The 18205-nt window shown below is 73.3% G+C and carries 13 protein-coding genes; 6 read left to right on the forward strand and 7 right to left on the reverse strand.

Annotated features, from left to right (window positions below; all coding sequences use genetic code 11):
• Window positions 1–16: 16 nt before the first annotated feature.
• Window positions 17–1165: a glycosyltransferase family 4 protein gene (locus tag ABZW17_RS41090; protein WP_354826676.1), complete on the forward strand. Its 1149-nt coding sequence runs from the start codon at window positions 17–19 to the stop codon at window positions 1163–1165.
• Here ABZW17_RS41090 and ABZW17_RS41095 read toward each other — a convergent pair.
• From ABZW17_RS41095 to ABZW17_RS41105, 3 genes are read right to left on the reverse strand one after another with little or no spacing between them, the layout of a single operon-like run.
• A complete protein-coding gene (locus ABZW17_RS41095; RefSeq protein WP_354826679.1) occupies window positions 1085–2167 on the reverse strand; it encodes a hypothetical protein in 1083 nt (360 codons plus the stop codon). The two genes, ABZW17_RS41090 and ABZW17_RS41095, sit on opposite strands and share 81 nt — an antisense overlap.
• A gap of 5 nt (window positions 2168–2172) precedes the next feature.
• Window positions 2173–2355 carry a hypothetical protein gene (locus ABZW17_RS41100; RefSeq protein WP_103350861.1) on the reverse strand — a complete coding sequence of 61 codons (183 nt, stop codon included), beginning with the start codon at window positions 2353–2355 and terminating at the stop codon, window positions 2173–2175.
• Window positions 2356–2358: 3 nt separating this feature from the next.
• A complete protein-coding gene (locus tag ABZW17_RS41105; RefSeq protein WP_354826682.1) occupies window positions 2359–4041 on the reverse strand; it encodes a hypothetical protein in 1683 nt (560 codons plus the stop codon).
• A gap of 69 nt (window positions 4042–4110) precedes the next feature.
• Here ABZW17_RS41105 and ABZW17_RS41110 point away from each other — a divergent pair, with 69 nt between their 5' ends.
• The gene (locus ABZW17_RS41110) at window positions 4111–5310 is read left to right on the forward strand and encodes a polysaccharide biosynthesis protein (protein ID WP_354826684.1); all 1200 of its coding nucleotides are present in this window, start codon (window positions 4111–4113) and stop codon (window positions 5308–5310) included.
• A 264-nt stretch (window positions 5311–5574) separates the two neighbouring features.
• Here the strand turns inward: ABZW17_RS41110 and ABZW17_RS41115 are convergent, their stop codons facing one another.
• Window positions 5575–9582: an alpha-(1->3)-arabinofuranosyltransferase gene (locus tag ABZW17_RS41115; protein WP_354826687.1), complete on the reverse strand. Its 4008-nt coding sequence runs from the start codon at window positions 9580–9582 to the stop codon at window positions 5575–5577.
• A 93-nt stretch (window positions 9583–9675) separates the two neighbouring features.
• On the opposite strand from ABZW17_RS41115, the gene ABZW17_RS41120 reads away from it, so the two are divergent.
• Entirely contained in the window at window positions 9676–10350 is a 675-nt protein-coding gene (locus tag ABZW17_RS41120; RefSeq protein ID WP_354826690.1) for a class I SAM-dependent methyltransferase, read from the forward strand.
• A 40-nt stretch (window positions 10351–10390) separates the two neighbouring features.
• Here ABZW17_RS41120 and ABZW17_RS41125 read toward each other — a convergent pair whose 3' ends face one another.
• Both ABZW17_RS41125 and ABZW17_RS41130 read right to left on the reverse strand, forming a co-directional pair.
• Entirely contained in the window at window positions 10391–12127 is a 1737-nt protein-coding gene (locus ABZW17_RS41125) for a hypothetical protein (RefSeq protein ID WP_354826711.1), read from the reverse strand.
• A gap of 11 nt (window positions 12128–12138) precedes the next feature.
• Window positions 12139–13719, reverse strand: coding sequence for a substrate-binding and VWA domain-containing protein (locus ABZW17_RS41130; protein WP_354826693.1), 1581 nt, complete (start codon window positions 13717–13719; stop codon window positions 12139–12141).
• A gap of 261 nt (window positions 13720–13980) precedes the next feature.
• Here ABZW17_RS41130 and ABZW17_RS41135 point away from each other — a divergent pair, with 261 nt between their 5' ends.
• On the forward strand, window positions 13981–14781 hold the full coding sequence (locus ABZW17_RS41135; protein ID WP_354826696.1) for a hypothetical protein: 801 nt from the start codon (window positions 13981–13983) through the stop codon (window positions 14779–14781).
• Window positions 14782–14784: 3 nt separating this feature from the next.
• On the opposite strand, the gene ABZW17_RS41140 is transcribed toward ABZW17_RS41135, so the two are convergent.
• Window positions 14785–16185: a PLP-dependent aminotransferase family protein gene (locus ABZW17_RS41140; protein WP_354826698.1), complete on the reverse strand. Its 1401-nt coding sequence runs from the start codon at window positions 16183–16185 to the stop codon at window positions 14785–14787.
• Between the two features lie 47 nt (window positions 16186–16232).
• Between ABZW17_RS41140 and ABZW17_RS41145 the strand changes: the two genes are divergently transcribed.
• Both ABZW17_RS41145 and ABZW17_RS41150 read left to right on the forward strand, forming a co-directional pair.
• Window positions 16233–16691 (forward strand): carboxymuconolactone decarboxylase family protein, encoded by a 459-nt coding sequence (locus ABZW17_RS41145; protein ID WP_354826700.1) that lies wholly within the window; start codon window positions 16233–16235, stop codon window positions 16689–16691.
• Window positions 16688–18082: an MFS transporter gene (locus tag ABZW17_RS41150; protein WP_354826703.1), complete on the forward strand. Its 1395-nt coding sequence runs from the start codon at window positions 16688–16690 to the stop codon at window positions 18080–18082. Before ABZW17_RS41145 ends, ABZW17_RS41150 begins: the two co-directional genes overlap by 4 nt.
• Window positions 18083–18205 lie beyond the last annotated feature (123 nt).

Here is an 18205-nt window from a genome sequence, read left to right on the forward strand (position 1 = left end):
CAGTTGGGATAACCCGATGGAACGTCCTCGTGTGCTCCTCGTCAACTGGCGCGACACCGGCCACCCCGAAGGCGGCGGCTCGGAGCGGTATGTCGAGCGCATGGCCGAAGGGCTGGCCCGAGCGGGCTACCGGGTGGAGATCCAGTGCGCCGCGTACCCGGGCGCGACCCCCGGCGAGTGGCGCGAAGGCGTCCGCTACCGGCGGCGGGGCAACAAGTTCGGCGTCTACGCGCACGCGCTGCGCGCGATCCGCCGGGCCCGCGCCGACCTGGTGGTGGACGTGCAGAACGGGATGCCGTTCTTCGCCCGGCTGGTGGCCGGCGGCCCGGTGCTGGTGCTCGTGCACCACGTCCACAAGGAACAGTGGATCAGCGCGCTGGGCGAGACGCTGGGCCGGGTCGGCTGGTGGATCGAGTCGCGGCTGGCGCCGTGGCTGTTCCGCCGGTGCCGGTACGTGACGGTTTCCGAGGTCACCAAGGCGGAACTGGCCGGGCTGGGCATCGAGCGCACGCGGGTGACCGTGGTCCCGAACGGCCTCGACGCGCCTCCACCGTGCACGTCCGAACGGGACAGCGAGCCCACGCTGGTGGCGGTGAGCAGGCTGGTGCCGCACAAGCGGATCGAGCACGCGATCGACGTCGTGGCGCGCTTGGCGCGGCGCTGGCCGTCCCTGCGGCTGGAAGTGGTCGGCCAGGGGCCGTGGGAGGAGGTCCTGCGCGGCCACGCGGCTTCGCGCGGGGTCGCGGACCGGATCGTCCTGCACGGCTGGGTGGACGAGCAGGCCAAGCACGAGATCCTCGCGCGGTCGTGGCTGCACCTGTGCCCGTCGGTGAAGGAGGGCTGGGGCATCGTGATCATGGAGGCGGCGGCGCACGGCGTGCCCTCGATCGCCTACCGCGCGGCGGGCGGCGTGACGGAGTCCATTGTGGAGGGCCGGACGGGCCTGCTCGCGGACGACCTCGACGACTTCACCGACCGGGTCGACGGCCTGCTCGCCGACGGCTTGCGGCGCGCGGAGATGGGCCTGGCCGGCGCCGAGCGCGCGGGGCGGTTCAGCTGGGACGCGAGCGTGGGCCAGTTCGAATCACTGGTGCGGGACGTCGCCGGGCTCCCCGCCCCGCGGCCGCGCCGCCTGGTCCCGTACCGCATCCCGGAACTCACCTAACAACCCCGCCGCGGCCCGTGCGTCGAAGTCCCTGCGGCGGGCGCGCACGGTCACCGTGGTGATCCCGCCGGTGGTCGCCGCGCCGAACGCCACGCCCGAGCGGCCGCTCGCCGCCGGGTAGAACGCCAGGGACCGGACCGTGTCCCCGGTGGACACCAGGCCCAGGTTCGACACCAGGAACGTCGACCCCAGCCGGCTCGCCAGCAGCCGCGTGCCCAGGCGGGCCAGGCGGCTGCTGCGGGCCGGGAAGTCCGGCTCCGGCGGCTGCGCGCCCAGCACCGCGGCGACGTCGGCCGCCGGGCTCAGGCGCAGGCGGAAGAACGCGCTGTCGTGCACCGGTTCCGGCGCCGCGCCGGATCGCCGTGACGCGCCCAGCGCGGCCACCACGCGGGCCGTGCGGGCGCCGTGCGCGCGGTTCCAGCGTTCGGTGGCGTGCGCCGCGGCCGTGACGAACCCCGCGGCACCCAGTCGCAGCCCGGGTTCGTGAGAAGCCACGAAGACGTCTCCCACGGCTTCGCGCTCACGATCCGGGGTGATCCGGCCCGGTGGCGCGAAAAGCGCCTCGGCCAGCCGCTGGACGGCCGACAGGGCAAAGGGTGTGCGGCCCGTGCGCTCGCCGATCCCGGTCGCCGCCGAGGAAACCGGGACGTCGAGGAGGATGCCGAGCAGGGCCAGCAGGCCGAGGCCGTCGAGGGCGCCGTGGTGCGCCGCGATCAGGAGCGTCTCCGGGCCGGCGGCGACGCGCACGAGCGGCGCGGCCCGTTCGTAGGGTGCCGAAGCGAACCGGTCGCGGACGGCCGCGAGATCGGTGACGCGCTCGATTTCCGGCAGGGCACCGAGGTGGGGGTACTGCTGGACGGCGGCCGAGAGGCGGGCCCGGAGCTTCTCCGGTTCCGCTGCGGCCACGCCGAGTTCCGCTTCGAGGAGGATGCTCCACGAAACGGTGGGGTCGCCGTAGAGCCCGACGACGCGGTGGGCGTGGTCGGAGGCGAGCCGGGTCACGCGCCTCAGCGGTCCCCGTAGAGCTTGAGGGGATGGTCCGCCGGGTTGTACTTCACCTGCGCGTTGAGCTTTTCCTGCACCGGGGCGGACGTGTCCGGGTCCGCGCCCTTGATGAGGGCGAACCCCGCCCCGGTCGCCACCCCGCCGCCGATGATGACGGCGACGACCGCGCCGATGACCGTGCCCACGTGTCACTCCTTCCGCGGCGGGGAAATCCTGCCGCGGCCCAATGTACGCATCGGTAACATGCGGCACAACAGTGCGACGCACAGCAACGTGAGCGCTACTCCGTTCGCCAGCAACACCGGCGCCCACGCAACCGCTTTCACCGGCGGCACACCCGGGGTCCGGTACAGCGTCAGCCACTCACCCGACCACACCGGCGTCGCGTCGGCGAGCAACCGCGGGTCGACGTCGCCGGGTGTGCCGTGTTCGACGAGGATCCAGCCGATGCCGGCGGCGGTGAGCTCCCGCGCGGACGTCGCGGCGCGGACGTCGCCGATCCGCGGGTCCTCGCCGGCGATGCGTTCGGTGCCGACCTGCAGGGTGTCGTCCACCAGCACCGGGCTCGGCAGCACCCGCGGCGCGGGATCGAGCTGGGTGCGGTCGGCGTTCCAGGCGAACCCGCGGAACGCCGAAAGGGGCAGCGCCAGCACGTCGCCGGGCCGGTCACCGAGCTTTTCGGACACTGCCCGCCAGTCGGCGGGGTACTGCGCGGTGCCGAGCCGTCCCCAGCCGCCCCACGCCAGATCCGGCATGGTGACCACGGGCAGGAGGGCCACCGCCGTCATCAGCGCGGCCCGTCCCCGCGCGGTTTTCAGCTGCGTGGCGGCGGTTTCGACGGCCAGCGCGAGGCCCAGGGCGAGCGGCAGCGCCCACCACGCCACCCATTTCTGGGCGTCCCGCAGCAATCCGGCGCCGGGCAGGTGCCGCGTCGCGGCGGTGAGCAGCACGTCGCCGCCCGGGAGCGTCGCCAGCGAAGCCAGCAGCACGCCCAGGAGGCCGAGGAAGGACAGGGAACGGGCCGGGGCGCGGCCCCACCGCTTCGCCAGCGGCCACAGCCCGGCGACCGCGACGGCGGCGACGACGAGCGTCAGCACCGGGACCAGCGGCATGGCCCGGCTGCCGGGCACGGTTTCGGCGTTCCAGATGCCGCCCAGGCCGAGCACGCTGACCAGCGCGGGCCCCCAGCTTTCGGCGCGGGCGCTGAACGCCGTGACACCGGCGGGGTCGGAGAACGTGCCGCCGGCGTTGAGGAACGTCGGCACCAGCCACGGCAGGTTGAGCACGACGGCGATCGGGAGGGTCTGCCACAGCCGGCGTGATCCGGCCGTCACGACCATGACGGCGGCGGCGAGGACCCCGCCCGGCGGCGTCAGCACCGCCGGGGCGCTCGTGATCACCAGCCTGAGCAGGGAGTGGGTCTCGTGCTTGCGCGCGGCGAGCCCGGCCGCGGCGATCCAGGGCAGGCACGCGTACGTCAGCAGCAGCGGCCAGTGGCCGATGAAGAGCCGTTCGGCCACGTACGGCGTCCAGGCGTAGGTGGTCGCGGCGACGAGCCGGGTGCCGGTGTACTCGGTGGGCACGAGCCTCCCGGCACCGAGAGCGGCACCGAAAACGGCCAGCAGCAGGACGATCTTCTGGACGACGTCACCGGGCAGCACGGTGGTGGCGAGCGCGACGGCGGCGTCGGCGGGCACCGACCGCGGCAGCGTGTTCCCGGCCCCGAAGGCGTCCGGCACGAAGTACTGGCGTGGCGCGAACACCATGTCGTAGCTCAGGACGAACCCGCGGCCGAGCAGGGGCGCGCAGACGGCGAAGGCCAGCACGGCGGACAGCACGGGGAGGGCGAACCTCCGGCCCGGTGCGTCCACGGCCCTTCCTTTCCGTTGCCCGCGCGGTTAAGGTCCCGGTCATTACCCGCCGGTAATGGGAGCCCGCCGTTGAGCGTAGACACCGAAGTCCCGGCCCGGACCGGCAACCGGGTCGCGGCGATCCTCGTCTCGCTGGCGCTCGCGGGCAACAACGCGGCGAGCTACGTACTGAGCCTGGCGGCGGCGCGGATCCTGGCGCCGGGCGCGTTCGGGGAGCTGAGCTCGCTGCTGGCGGTGCTGGTGGTCGGTGTCGTGCCGGCGATGGGCCTGCAGACGGTGGTGGCCCTGCGGGTGGCCCGCGCGCCCGCGCTGGCGCCGGGTTCGCTGTTCGCGCTCGGGCTGGTGACGAGCGCGATCGTGGCGACGGTCGCGTTGACGCTGAGCCCGTTGCTGGTGCTGTTGCTGCACCTGGGCTCGCTGACCCCGGCCCTGCTGGTGACGGCGGCGCTCGGGCCGTTGACGCTGCTGGGGGTGTTCCACGGGCTGCTGCAGGGCAGCCACCGGTTCGCGGTGCTGGCCGGCCTGATCGCCCTGGAGGGCGTGGGCAAGGTCGGCGGGTCGCTGGTGGGGCTGGTGGTTTCGGGGTCGCCCACCGGCGCGCTGGCCGGCGCGGCGATCGGTTCGCTGGCGGTGGTCGGGGCGGGCTGGCAGATCTGCGGCCGCCCGCGTCCCCGCTGGGCCGACCGCCACGGCGGTGAAGTCCTGCACACGGCCCAGGCGATGCTGGCCCTGGTGCTGCTGGTGAACCTGGACCTGGTCCTGGCGCGCCACACGCTGCCGTCGTCGGAGGCGGGCGAGTACGCGCTGGGGGCGATCGTCACGAAGATCGCGTACTGGCTGCCGCAGGCGGTGGGGGTGCTGGTGCTGCCGCGGTTCGCGGAGTCCTCGCGTCGTCGGCGGGTGCTGCCGGTGGCGCTCGCGGTCTGTGCCTGTCTCGACGCGGTGGTGCTGGTGGTGTCGCTGGTGCTCGGTCCTTCGCTGCTGGCGGTGATCGGCGGGGCGCGGTACACGGGGAGCACGATGCCGGTGTGGCCGTTCGCGCTGGCGGGTTCGATGCTGGCGCTGGTCCAGATCCTGCTGTACGCCCGCCTGGCGGACGGCGACCGCCGGGTGACGCTGCTGATGTGGTCGGCGGTGGTGGTGGAGGCCGTGCTGATCACGACGTGGCTGCACGGCTCGGCGGCAGAGGTGGTCACGGCGGCGGCCTGCACCGCGGGAGCCCTGGCCGCGGCGGGCGCGGTGCTGGAGTTCCGGCCTCGCCGGGCCTGAGCAGCCCCCGTTTTCCACGCTACCCGCAGGCACCGACAATTCCGCGGCCCGGAACCTGCGTACCCGGAGGGTCGGTTCGCGTACCCGGGCAGTCGGTTGACGTAGCTGGAGGGTCGGTTCGCGTACCTGGGCGGTCGGTTGGCGTACCTGGGCGGTCGGTTGGCGAGCCGACCCTCCAGTTACGCGAGCCGACCCTCCAGGGACGCGAGCCGACCGTTGAGGTACGCGAGCCGACCGTTGAGGGACGCGAGCTGACTGTCTGGGTCAGGGCTGGGATGTCGGGTTTTCTTTGCGGGCGAACCAGTCCACGCACGTTGCCACCATTGCTGCGGCGGCCAGCAGGAGGGCTGCCTGGGTCACCGGGCCGTACGCCCACTCCTGGCCGTGGCCCAGCACGCGGCCCACCACCGACACCGCCGCCGCCAGGGCCATGCCGCCGAACGCCAGGTACCTCGGGGCCCGCTCCGAGAACTGGCGGGCCAGCAGGCACGCGATCAGCAGCACCACCGGCAGCATCCCGCCCAGGGCCACCAGCAGCCCGATCAGCACCACCGGCACCACCGCCCCGCCGCCCGGTGACACCGTGAACCGGCGACGGCGGGCCGGCCAGGCCACACCCACCAGCAGCACCAGCACCGCCGCCGCGCCGACCAGGAGACTCAACCGGTAGTGCGCGTCCGGGGTGAAACTCAGTGACACCACGCCGCCCGCGCCCGCCGGGACGATCCACGCCTGCTGCCAGCCGTCCACGCGGGTGCGCGTCAGCTGCTTGCCGTCCAAAGTGGCCACCCAGCCCGCGTTCGCGTTCTCCGGGACCGCCAGCACCGCTTCCGCGCCCGGCGCGACCGTCACCGACCGCGACGTCGCGTCCCACTCGCCCACCTGCACCGCGCGGTGCGCCGGTGGTGTCGCCGCCGCGTGCACCGGGCGCAGCCACAGGTCCTGGACGACGAACGACTCCGACCGGTCTGTCCGCAGCTCGTGCCCGCCCGCCGGCAGCGCGACGCCGCCCTCGGAATCGCGGCACATCCGCAGCTCCAGCGGCCGGTGCGCGGTGATGTCGGACAGCGTTCCCTGCACCGACGTCCGGTAGTCGAGCCCGTCCAGGTGGACGTTCGGGCCCGAGCCGCACGGCACCGTGAACGCCGGGTCCGGCCCCGGCAGCAGGCCGGGATCGCCGGACAGCGTGAGGCTCCCGATGCCCACCACCGCCCGGGCCGTGGGGTCGTCGTCGTCACCCGGCAGCACGAGCTGCAGCTGGTCGGTTTCCAGCGGCTCGAACGACGCCGACCCGCCCGCGTCGAGCTGCACCGTCCGCGCCCCCGACCGGCCGACCAGCTGCACCTGCCGCGGCGCGCGGGCCCCGCTGCCCGGCGCGACCCCGATGTGCAGCCCGGAGATCTGCTTCGGCGACGACCATCCGAGGGTCAGCGCCGGGCGCAGGTCCGTGACGTCGGGACGCCACGTCGTGCCCGCGTCACCGTCCACCGCCGCGAGCCCGCCGGCCGCCGGGTCGCCGCCGAGCTGGGACGTCGACGACACCGTGACCCCCGGCAGCGTCACCGGGTTCCTGCCGCCGCCCGCGGGCAGCACCGAGCCGCCGACCACGTACGTCTCGTCGGCCGGGGTGCTGAACAGGCGCCGGACGCCGTCGGGTTCCTCGCCGTCGCGGGCGGCCGCGGCGTCGCACCGCACGGCGCCGCCGGCCGGCAGGCACGCGTAACGCGGCTGCGCACCGCGCGTGAAGGCGAACCCGGGCGCCGGCCCGACCGGCAGGTCGGCCGGTACCTCCAGCGCTCGCTGCGGTTCGGTGCCGGGGATCTTGAGCTCGGCGATGCCGAAGTTGCCGTCCTGCCGGCCGACCACCAGCGACAGCAGCGTGATCCGCACCTTGCGGGTGAGCCCGGCGGCCACCGGGTACTCGTGCGGCCCGGCGCCGCGGATCACCTGCTGGTCGACCGAGCCGTTGTCGGTGGTGATCCGGATCCGGGTGGCCGGCCAGCCCACCCGGATGTCGTCCACCAGCTGCAGGTCCACCGAGTTCACCAGCCGCGGGGTGTCCAGTTCCACCTCGAGCCACTGGCCGATCGGCCCGGTGAACGTCGAGGACTGCCACGCCGTGCGCGGGTCGCCGTCGATCGCGGCGAACGGCTGGTGCGAGGGATCGGACCCGCCGAAGGCGTCGGCGAACGACGCCGCCGTCGACGCCGTCACCGAGCGGATGCCCCGGTAGGCGGCCACGGTCTGGTGCTCCTGCCCCGGGAACGGCAGCAGGTCGCCCGCCGCGCGCTGCTGGCGGTAGGCCTCGCCGGCGGTCAGGGTCTGGCTGAGGTTGTCGCGGACGCCGCCGACGTTCCGCTCGGCCCGGCGCAGGCCGTCGGTCACCAGCCGCGGGCCGCCGGGCGAACCGCCGTCGCCGGCCAGCACCGTCGGCGTCGACGGGTCGAGCTGGCCCGAATCGATCAGCGGCAGCAGGTTTTCCGGGCCACCGCTGACCGTCGGGACGTCCGTTGTGGACGTCGCCGTGGCGAGCGGCACCGGTTTGCCCACTTCGTACACTTCGAGCGGCCCGAACTCCGCCTTCTTCGCGATCCCCGGCGAGCCGGCCAGCCCGGCGCGCAGGGTCGCGACGGGCGGCGCCGCGGTCCGCTCGCGCTCGATGTCGTTGCGCAGCAGCAGGAACCGGTAGCCGGAGCGCGCGAGCAGGGCGGCGAGCCCCGGATCGCCGCGGCCGTCGGCCAGGGCGGCGTCGACCGAGTCCATCAGCCGCGTGTTTCCTTCGGACCCCAGCGGCACCTGGTTGCGGACCGCCCACGGGCTGCGCGCGATGGCCTGCGCGGGCTCGTCGACCGTCCGGCCCCAGTCGTACTCGCCGAACCCGGTGGCCGGCAGCAGCAGCGTCCGCGCGTTCGGGTCGGCCTTGGCGACGTAGCCCATCGCGTCGTACCAGTAGCCGGGCACCGCGTCCCAGCCCGGCCCGGACCGCAGGTTCAGCAGCCACGCCGGCGCGGCCATCACCAGCACCAGCAGCAGGCCCAGCGCGGGCCGCCAGAAGCGCCGAGGCGACGGCGCCAGGCTCGAAATGCCGTGGACGAACGCCAGCATCAGCGGCAGCCGCAGCACCGGCTCGAACTTGTGGACGTTGCGCAGCGGGGCGAGCGGCCCGTCGAGCAGGTGCCGGACCTGCTCGGCCAGCGGGCTGTCGAGCGTGCCGACGTACCCGATGGTCAGCAGGGTGAGCCCGGTGAGCACGCCCAGCACGAGGAACCGGCGTTCCGGCAGGCCGCGCCGGGTCAGCCCGAGCAGGCCGACGCCGGCGACGAGCCCGGTCGCGAGCATCAGGACCGGGTTGTCGATCAGCGACCAGCCGCCGGGCCACCACGGCGTGCCCTGCACGACGTAGGCGACCCACTGGTTCGTCCCGCGCAGCACCTCGAACAGCGACATCGGCGCGGTCGTGTTCGTCGCGGACTCGATGTAGTCCAGGAACGGCAGGCTGTACTCGCCCAGCAGCAGCAGCGGCAGGATCCACCACAGCGTCGCGCCGATGACGAAGACGAACCACCACAGGACGAGCTCGACGTGCGCCCGCGTCCAGCGGCGGGTCAGCAGCCACAGTCCCGGCAGGACGAGCGCCATCACGACCATCGCGCCGTTGACCCCGCCCATGCCCAGCACGGCCAGCGCGGACAGCCCGGCGGCCCGCCGCGGCGAGCCGATCGTCCCGGCGCGCACGAGCGGCACCAGCACCCACGGCAGCAGCACCGCGGGCAGCATTTCCGCGGACAGACCGCCGATTTCGGTCAGCATGCGCGGCGCGAGCGCGTACCCGAGCGCGCCGATCAGCCGGGTGCGCTCGGTGCCGATCTTCATCGCCCGCGCGAGCAGCAGGGCGCCGCCGAACGCGGCCGACAGCAGGATCGCGCCCCACAGGCGTTGCGCGATCCACGCGGGCACGCCGACGGCCTGGCACAGCGCGAAGAACGGGCCCATCGGGAACAGGTAGCCGTACGCCTGGTTCTGCAGCTCCCCCGCCGTGGCCTCCGGGTTCCACAGGTGCAGTGCGCGGCCGAGGAAGGCGAGCGGGTCGACGGCGAGGTCGAGTTTCGTGTCGAACGTCGTCTTCCCCGGCATCTGCAGGAACGACAACGTGGTCAGGGCCAGCACGATCCAGGTGCTCGGCCGCCGGACGAACGCGGCCACCGAGAACTTCCGGGCGCCGCTCGAGGGCGGGGCGTCGTCCCGGGACCGTTCGCGGGTGGCGGTTACCATCCGGTAGATACTAGGCCGAAACCTGGCTACCATGTGCCGACGATTTCCCGGAACTCAGGCAGGTGTGCCATCACGTTCGAAGACGCCTGGGCCTTGGCCGAGCCGGTCAAGGGCTGGATGACACGCGCGCAGGGCGAAGCGCTGTGGAACGCCGCGTGCCGCTTGGAGAAGGGTGACGTCGTCCTGGAAATCGGCAGCCACCAGGGCCGATCCACGATCGTCCTCGGTTCGGCGGCCCGCACGGTCGGCGCGACCGTGATCGCGGTCGACCCGTTCGTCGACGGCCGGCTGTTCGGCGGATCGCCGACGCGGCAGCTGTTCGAGCGCAACATCCGGCGGGCCGGGCTGGACGACATCGTCGAGCTGGTCGCCGGCTACAGCACGGAACTGCGGCCTGACTGGGACCGGCCCATACAGCTGCTTTACATCGACGGCAAGCACGACTACTGGACCTACACCGACGACCTGCGCTGGTCGGCGCACCTGCCGCCGGGCGCGGAAATCCTGGTCCACGACTGCTTTTCCTCGATCGGCGTCACCCTCGGCACGATCGCGAAGGTCCTCATCGGACACCGGTACACCTATGTGGACCGGGCGACGTCGCTGGCGCGCTTCCGGCTGGCGCCGCCGTCGGCCCGCGACCGCGTGCGCGTGCTGGCGCAGCTGCCGTGGTTCCTGCGCAACGTGGTGATCAAGGTGCTGCTGCGCCTGCGGTTACGCCCGGCGGCCCGCCTGCTCGGCCACGACAGCCCGTACGACCCCTACTGACCTCGTGAGTGAGAAACAGTGTTCTAACACTGTTTCTCACTCACGACGTCACCGGCTTCCCGATCTCGAGCTTGGCGACGCACACCGGTGCGCCCGGGCTCGACAGCTGCACGCCGATGTGGTCGAACAGGCCGTCCACCGGCAGGTACACCGTGTGCAAGCCGGCCTGGAACCACACCGGCGTCCGCTCGACCAGCCCTTCGCCACCGTCCGATGTGTAGTAGTCGAGCTTGAGCAGGTAGCGGCCGAGCACCGGGGCGTCGAGCGGGATCCGGACCAGCGTCTCGCCGATCGCGTTGCCACAGTTCGGCACCGGACCGGGCAGGCCGCGGGACACCGGGTCCACGCCGGTGATCCGGTGCGGCGTGCCGGTCGCGTCGAGCACGTGCATCCGGCTGGTCGGCTGGTCGAAGTGCGTTCCCGGCAGCAGGCCGACCACCCGGGACGCCCGCGAATCCGCGCCGAACCACTCGTGCACCACGTCGGACGGCACGAACGTGTCGTAGAAGACCAGATCGGGATCTTCCGCGATCGCCGCGCGCACATTTCCGACGTACTGCCCGGAATGCTCGAACCGCACCGCCGGTGAAAGGCGCGAGAATCCCACGGCGGAACTGGCGAGCAGCAGCACACACAGAATTACGGCGATCGGCCGTTCACGCTTTCCGCCGGATGGCGTACCGGGCGAGAGAAAGGCGAACGCGCCGCAAAGGGCGGCGACCAGCGCCAGGTCGGCGACGTACCGGGGGTCGTCGCCCGCCGCGGGGCCGACCTCGCGCAGCCGGGTCAGCGCCAGCAGGGCGACGTCCACCGCGAACACCGCCCCGAGCAGCGCCCAGGCCCCCCACGCGCGCCGCCCGCCGGCCCGTGCCCCGGCCAGGACCACGGCCAACGCGGCCGCGAGCAGCACGACGACGACCCCGAACGGCGAAGGCGCCCAGGTCGCGCCCGCGCCGGGGCCCGACCACGGCCCGCCGGCCAGGCCCGGCAGCAGGGTGTCGCCGAGCATCCGGCCGGTCAGGTCGGCGACCGTGCCCGCCGACATCGGCTGCTCGCCCTGCCCCACCTGGCTCGAGGTCACCACGAAGAAGACGGCGACGAACGCGGCGAGCAGCCCGGCGTGCCCCGCCCAGTACCGGACGTGCTCGCGGAAGGACCGTCCGAGCAGGACGGTCACCCCGGCCAGCAGCACCGGGATCACCGCGGCCTTCTCGTAGAAGGCCAGGCCGAAGAGCGTCCACGCGAAGACGGCGAGCCACCAGCGGCCGCCGTCGGACAGGTACCGGACGTGCGCGTGCAGCGCGCCCGCCGCGGCCAGGACCACCGGCACCAGCTGCACGCCGTAGGACCACCACAGGGTCGGGACCAGCAGCAACGTCGACGCCGTGAACACGGTGAACGGCACCAGGATCGCCCAGCGGTGGCCGAAGCAGCGCACCAGCAGGCACCAGAACAGCACGGTCGCGGCCGCCCGCATGAGCAGCAGTGGCAGCATCAGGACGCCGAAGTTCAGCGGCGCCCACCAGGTCAGCACGGCGGCGAGGAAGAACCCGCCGGGCTGCAGGTGGCCGTGGTAGTCCTGGAACAGGTAGCCGAGGTCGAACGGCCCGGCCGCGGCCGCCTGGTGCGTGACGACGAAGTCGTCCTGGGCGAGGCTGCCGTGCAGGGCCGCCCAGGTGTACAACGCGAGTGGCAGCGCGCCGGCCACGAACGCGGCGACGAGCAGCGCGGACGGTCTTCGGATCGCCCGTGGCGCGGGCTTTTCGATCTGCACCAACACGGGGACCCTCACTTCTTGCAGGCGGGCGGCTGGCACATGAGCTTGCTCAGTGCCTGGTAGAAGACGTCGGAGATCTTGCGCGGGTCCGGCGTGGTGAAGGATTCGCCGCCGGTCGCGGCCGAGATCTGCCGCAGCTCGCTCGAATCGATGTCCGGGCCGATCCCGATGCCGATCACCGGCAGCGGTTTCCGCGGGTCCTGCAGCCGGCCCAGCTCGGACAGGAGGCCGGGCAGCCCGACCGAGTCGCTGTCCTCGTTGCGGCCGTCGGTCAGCACGACGACGACGTTGATCCGGCCGAGCTGCCAGCTCTGCCGGGCGTTCTGGTAGGCGGCGAGGATCGAGTCGTACAGCCCGGTCGCACCGCCGGGTTTCGGCTTGACCGCCTGCAGCGTCGCCACCCCGCCCGCGGCGAGCTGCTGGGCGATCGACCGCATCGGCAGCAGTTCCTTGTAGTCCTTGTCGCCGTCGAGCTTGGTCGAAAACAGCCAGAGGCCGATCTCGGTCGTCGGCTTGAACAGCCCGAGCCCCTGCGTCGCGGCTTCGAGCGTCAGCGCCATCCGGCTGCGGCCGGTGCCGGGCACGGTGGCGGCCATCGAGCCGGACACGTCGAGCAGCACCTGGACGCGGGCGCTGAGGTTCGCCCCGGCCCACGCCTGCAGCACGCCGTACATCGCTTCGGGCGTGGGCGGCCCGGCCGGGCGCGGCGCGGCGTTCGTGCGGGTGTCGCGCGGCCGGTCGCCGAGCAGCTGCCCGGACGGCGTCCGGAACCCGCCGTCGGCGAACGCCTTGGTCGAGGTCTGGTCGAGCAGCAGCCGCAGGAACCGCTCGGCCGCCGACCGCGACGCCTCCGAAGCCCGCGGCAGCACGACGTACGGGTAGTCGAAGCTCGGCACGCCGACGGCCGGGTACGCCGCGACGAGCTTTTTGGCCAGCACGGACTGCTCCGACGCCGGCCACGCGCTGAACGGCTCCTTCACCGCCGACAGCCGGCGGATCTCCTCGGTGAACGCGGCGGCCGGGTCGGGCGCGTCCTCGGTCAGCTGCTGCAGGCCGACCAGCGCGGCGATCGCGGCCGGGTCCCGGCCCGGGTCGGGCAGCCCGACCGGGCCACCCGCGAGGACGTCCGACCAGGACGGTGACTTCGCCGGCCAGCCGGCCTGCTTGGCGACGTCGTCGGTCAGCGCCAGCACCACCGGCGAACTCGCCACCGGCTGACCCGACTCCGGCAGGTTCCACGCGCCGCCGTCGCGGGCCTGCAGCAGCCAGCTGCTCGACTCCGGCACCCAGACGTCCGGGCCGGTCGCGCCGTTGGCCTCCAGCGCCGTGGCGGTGGCCGTCGACGGGCTCGCGGTGACCTCGACGCCGTAGCAGTCTCCCGCCGGGACGGTCCGGGCGAGCGCGGTCAGCACCGGTGCGATGTCCGGCGCGGCCGTGACGCGCACCGGTGTCGTCGTGTCGCAGCCGCCGCCGGCCAGCCGGTCCTTGAGGTAGCCGAACCCGGCCCAGGCGAGCAGGGCGGCCACCAGCAGCGCGCTCAGCACGACGACCCGCGCGTCGATCCGCCGCGCCCGCGCCGGGTGTGCCGCCATGCACGTCCCTTCTCCTCGTGAGGTGCTGGCAGCTTGCCAGCCGGGTGAGCGGGAAGCCAGTACCGGAAGCGGAACGTCACCAACGGCTCGTGAACCCGCGGTGAAGGAATTGCGTCGTGCGGCCATTTTGGTGATAGCCGGGAATCGCGTAACGTTTTCCGCTTGACCGCCGTCCCACGTGGGTATCAGCACGATGGCGAAATCACGGGAGGATTTCGCCGTCCCCGAAACGGCGATACGGCACCGAACGGAGACGCCACCGTGCGCACGATGTACGACGCGGTCACCGCCGCGAACATCCCCGGCGACGCCCGGATGGTCGCGGGCTACATCGACCGGATCAAGCTGGCGCCCTGGTCGGCCGCGGACTGGGCGCGGTTCCCGACCGCGGTCAAGGTCACCATCGTCAAGAAGGCCGGGACGAACGACGGCCACGTCCTCGACGTCGAACCGGGTGACGCCGATCCGGGCGAGGCGCCCGGCTGGGTCCGGATGCGGCGCGAGGCCGGTGCCGACCCGACGATCTACTGCAGCCTCTCGACCTGGCCGTCGGTGCGGAACGCGTTCTCCTCCTCCGGGATCGCCGAACCGCACTACTGGATCGCCCACTACAACGGCGATCCCGCCATCCCGGAAGGCGCGATCGCCAAGCAGTACCTCGGGAACGTCGCCCCGGGCTACGACGTCTCGTCCGTCGCCGACTACTGGCCCGGAGTGGACGGAGCCGGACCGGCCTCGACTGGAGTGGAGATCATGGAACGCATCACCGTCACCCCGCCGAACTCCGAGGAGAACACCCTCCGCGTGTTCCTGTCCGGCAGCCCCGGCGCGGCGGTCGTCATCCGGCCGCGGCTCGGCGGCGACGGCTTCTCGAAGCCCATGTGGGTGGGCAACATCTTCGCCTGGGGCAACGACCACCAGGGCGTGGGCCACAACCCGGCCCAGACGAGCGGGTACAACGCCCGCCTCACTTCGCACCGGCGCTACGACCTGCCGGGCGCGGTCTGGGCCGACATCAACTACAGCGCGGCCGATCCGTTCGAGGTCGACATCGTCGGGTAGGTCTCACGCGGGCGGCAGCGCGCGGCACAGGGCGTCGAGGGCCGCCGGGTAGGCGTGTTCCGGCGGTGTGGCGTAGCCGACGACCAGACCGTCCGAAGTGGACATCGTGCTGGCCGGGTGGCGGAAGGCGGCCAGGCCGTCCAGCGCCAGGCCCTGCCACGCCGCCGCCTTCAGCGCCGCCTTCTCCGTGCCCGGCGGGAGGCGGAGCACCGCGTGCAGGCCGGCGGCGACGCCGGTGGGCGTGACGTGCGGGGCCCGTTCGGCGAGCGCGGCCACGAGCTGGTCGCGCCGGCGGCGGTAGTGCTGGCGCATCCGGCGGATGTGCCGGTCGTACGCGCCGGCGGCGAGGAATTCGGCCAGCGTGAGCTGGTCGAGCACGCCCGCCCACGCCTCGCGCTCGCCCTTGACCGCCAGCACCGCGTCGACGAGGTGCCCGGGCAGCACCAGCCAGCCGAGCCGCAGCGCCGGGGACAGGCTCTTGCTGACCGAGCCGGCGTAGACGACGTGGTCGGGGTCCAGCCCCTGGACCGCGCCGACCGGCTTGCGGTCGTAGCGGAATTCGCCGTCGTAGTCGTCTTCGAGCAGCACACCCCCGTGCGCCCGGACGTGGCCGAGCACCGCCGTGCGGCGGTCGTGGTGCAGCGGGCCGCCGGTCGGGAACTGGTGCGCGGGCGTCAGCAGCACCGTCGGGACGGTCAGGTCGTCGACGCGGGCGCCGTGCTCGTCCAGGGCCAGCGGGACGGTGGCCACCCCGGCCGCGGCGAAGATCGCGCGGTGGAACGCCAGGCCGTAGGACTCGACCGCGACCGGGCCCCGCAGCACCGCCGGGAACAGCAGCCGCAGGGCGTGCGCGAACCCCGAGCACACGACGATCCGCTCCGGCGAGGTCCGCACGCCCCGGGCGCGCGCGAGGTACTGCGCGAGCGCCTCCCGCAGTTCGGGCCGCCCGCGCGGATCGCCGGGGCCGAACGCGTCGTGCGGGGCCACGTTCAGCGCGCGGCGCGCGGCGGCGAGCCATTCGGTGCGCGGGAACGACGTCGCGTCCGGCTGCCCCTGCCGCAGGTTGTGCAGCGGTTTCGGCGCTCCCGGGACCTGTTTCGGCGTCCGGGCCGGCTTGAGCGGCTCGGCCCGCTCGGCGACCCGGGTACCGGACCCCTGGACGGCGGTGAGCCAGCCTTCGGCGACCAGCTCGGCGTAGGCGTCGGCGACGGTGTTGCGGGCCAGCCCGAGGTCGGCGGCCAGCGACCGGTACGGCGGCAGCCGCGTGCCCGGGGCGAGCCGTCCGGCGCGCACGGCGTCCCGCAGCGCGGTGATCAGCGCGGCCCGCTTGCCGCCGGCGCGCGGCAGTTCCAGGTGCAGGTCGGCGCCCAGCCGTTCCCCCGAATTGACCCACGCTTTTGCCACGGGAATGCACCCTACACGCGGGTCAAAGCGGCCCTAGATTTCTGGTCATGACGAACTCCCGCATCAACTTCGCCAAGACCGCCCCGAAGGCCTTCAAGGCCCTGATCGGCTTCGACGCCGCCGCCCGCGCCGGGCTCGACCCCGCGCTGGTGGAGCTGGTCCAGATCCGCGCGTCGCAGCTCAACCGCTGCGCCTACTGCCTGCACATGCACACCTCCGACGCCCGCAAGGCCGGCGAGAGCGAGGAGCGGCTGCACATGGTCGCCGTGTGGCACGAGGCCGGGAACTTCTTCAGCGAGAAAGAGCAGGCCGCGCTGGCCCTGACCGAAGCCGTCACCCTCATCTCGGGCGGCGTCCCCGACGACGTCTACGCCCGTGCCGCCGGCCAGTTCGGCGAGGAGGAACTGGCCCAGCTGCTCGCGCTGATCTTCACCATCAACTCGTGGAACCGCATCGCCATCACCACGGCGAAGGTGCCGGGCACGGACGAGCGGGTGGCCCGGTGAGCCGCCGCCCGGGCGCGGTGCTGGCGCTGCTGGCGTTCGCGCAGCTGATCATTTCGCTGGACTACAACATCGTTTACGTGGCGCTGCCGGACATCGGCCGCGAACTCGGGTTCGGCGCCCAGAGCCTGCAGTGGGTGGTGAGCGCCTACGCCGTCGCCTTCGGCGGGGTGCTCCTGCTGGGCGGCCGGGCGTGCGACCTGTTCGGCCCGCGCCGGGTCTTCGCGCTGGGATGCGCGTGCTACGCGGCTTCGTCGCTGGCGGGTGGGCTGGCCGGGGACCCCGGCCTGCTCGTCGCCGCCCGGGCCGGCCAGGGCCTCGGCGGGGCGTTGCTCTTCCCGGCGACGTTGACGCTGGTCAGCACGTCGTTCGCGGCGGGGCGCGAGCGCAACCGCGCGTTCGCGGTGTGGGGCACGGCGGGCGGCAGCGGGATGATCCTGGGGTCGCTGCTGGGCGGGGTGCTGACGCAGGCGTTCGGCTGGGCGGCGGTGTTCTTCGTGAACGTCCCGCTGGCCGCGGCCGCGGCTCTGCTCGCCTTTCCGTTGCTGGCCAGGGATCCCGCGCGGGAGCCGGGCCGCCGGTTCGACCTGGCGGGCGCCCTGACCGCGACGCTCGGCACGACGCTGGTGGTGTTCGCGCTGGTCGAAGGCCCGGAGGTGGACTGGAGCGCGGTTCTGGGGGTGGCGCTGGCCGGCTTCGCGCTGCTGGGCGCGTTCGCCGTGATCGAACGCCGGGGCCGTGACCCGCTGCTTCCCCTGCGGTTGCTGCGGGACCGGAACCTCGGGACCGGCGTGGTGGTGACGTTCCTGTACATGGGCACGTTCGGCACGCTGCTGTACTTCCTGACCGGCTACTTCCAGGGGGTCCACGGGTACGGCGCCCTGGCGACGGGGCTGGCGTTCGGCGTCCCGATGGTCGCGATCGCGGCGGGTTCCCAGGCGGCGGGCCGGCTGGCGACCCGGTACGGCACCCGGCCGACGCTGGTGGGTTCGCTGGTCGTGGGTGGTGCCGGGGCGGCTTTGCTGGGGCTGTCGATGACTTCGGACGCGTCCTACCCGGCGCTGATCCCGGCGCTGGTGGTGCTGGGGCTGGGCCAGGGAGCGGGCTACACGCTGATGTTCGGCGCGGCGGCGGCCGGGATCCCGGCGGCGGACCAGGGGGTGGCGTCCGGCGTGGCGTCGACGGCCCAGCAGGTGGGCGGCTCGGTCGGGCTGGCGGTGTTCGTCGCGGTGGCGAACGCGGGCACGGAAGGGTTGTCCGGCGAGGCGCTGCGGCTGGCCACTGTGGACGGTCTGCGCACGGCGGTCCTGCTGGCGGCGGCGGGGATCGCGGCGACGGCGGTGGCGGCCCTGCGGTTCGGCGGTCGCGAGCGGGTCGTCGCGGTGGCCGGCTGAGCAGTCTGCCGCGGCCTGGGGGGGGGGGGGGTTTAGGGTGTTTTGGAGGTGTTTATAAAAAACCCCCGCACCTGGGAGGAGCACACGCAGAAACACAAAAAAAAAAAACAGCAAAAGGTGGTG

The organism is Amycolatopsis sp. NPDC004625, from assembly GCF_040609695.1.
In the GTDB taxonomy this organism is placed as follows: Bacteria; Actinomycetota; Actinomycetes; order Mycobacteriales; family Pseudonocardiaceae; genus Amycolatopsis.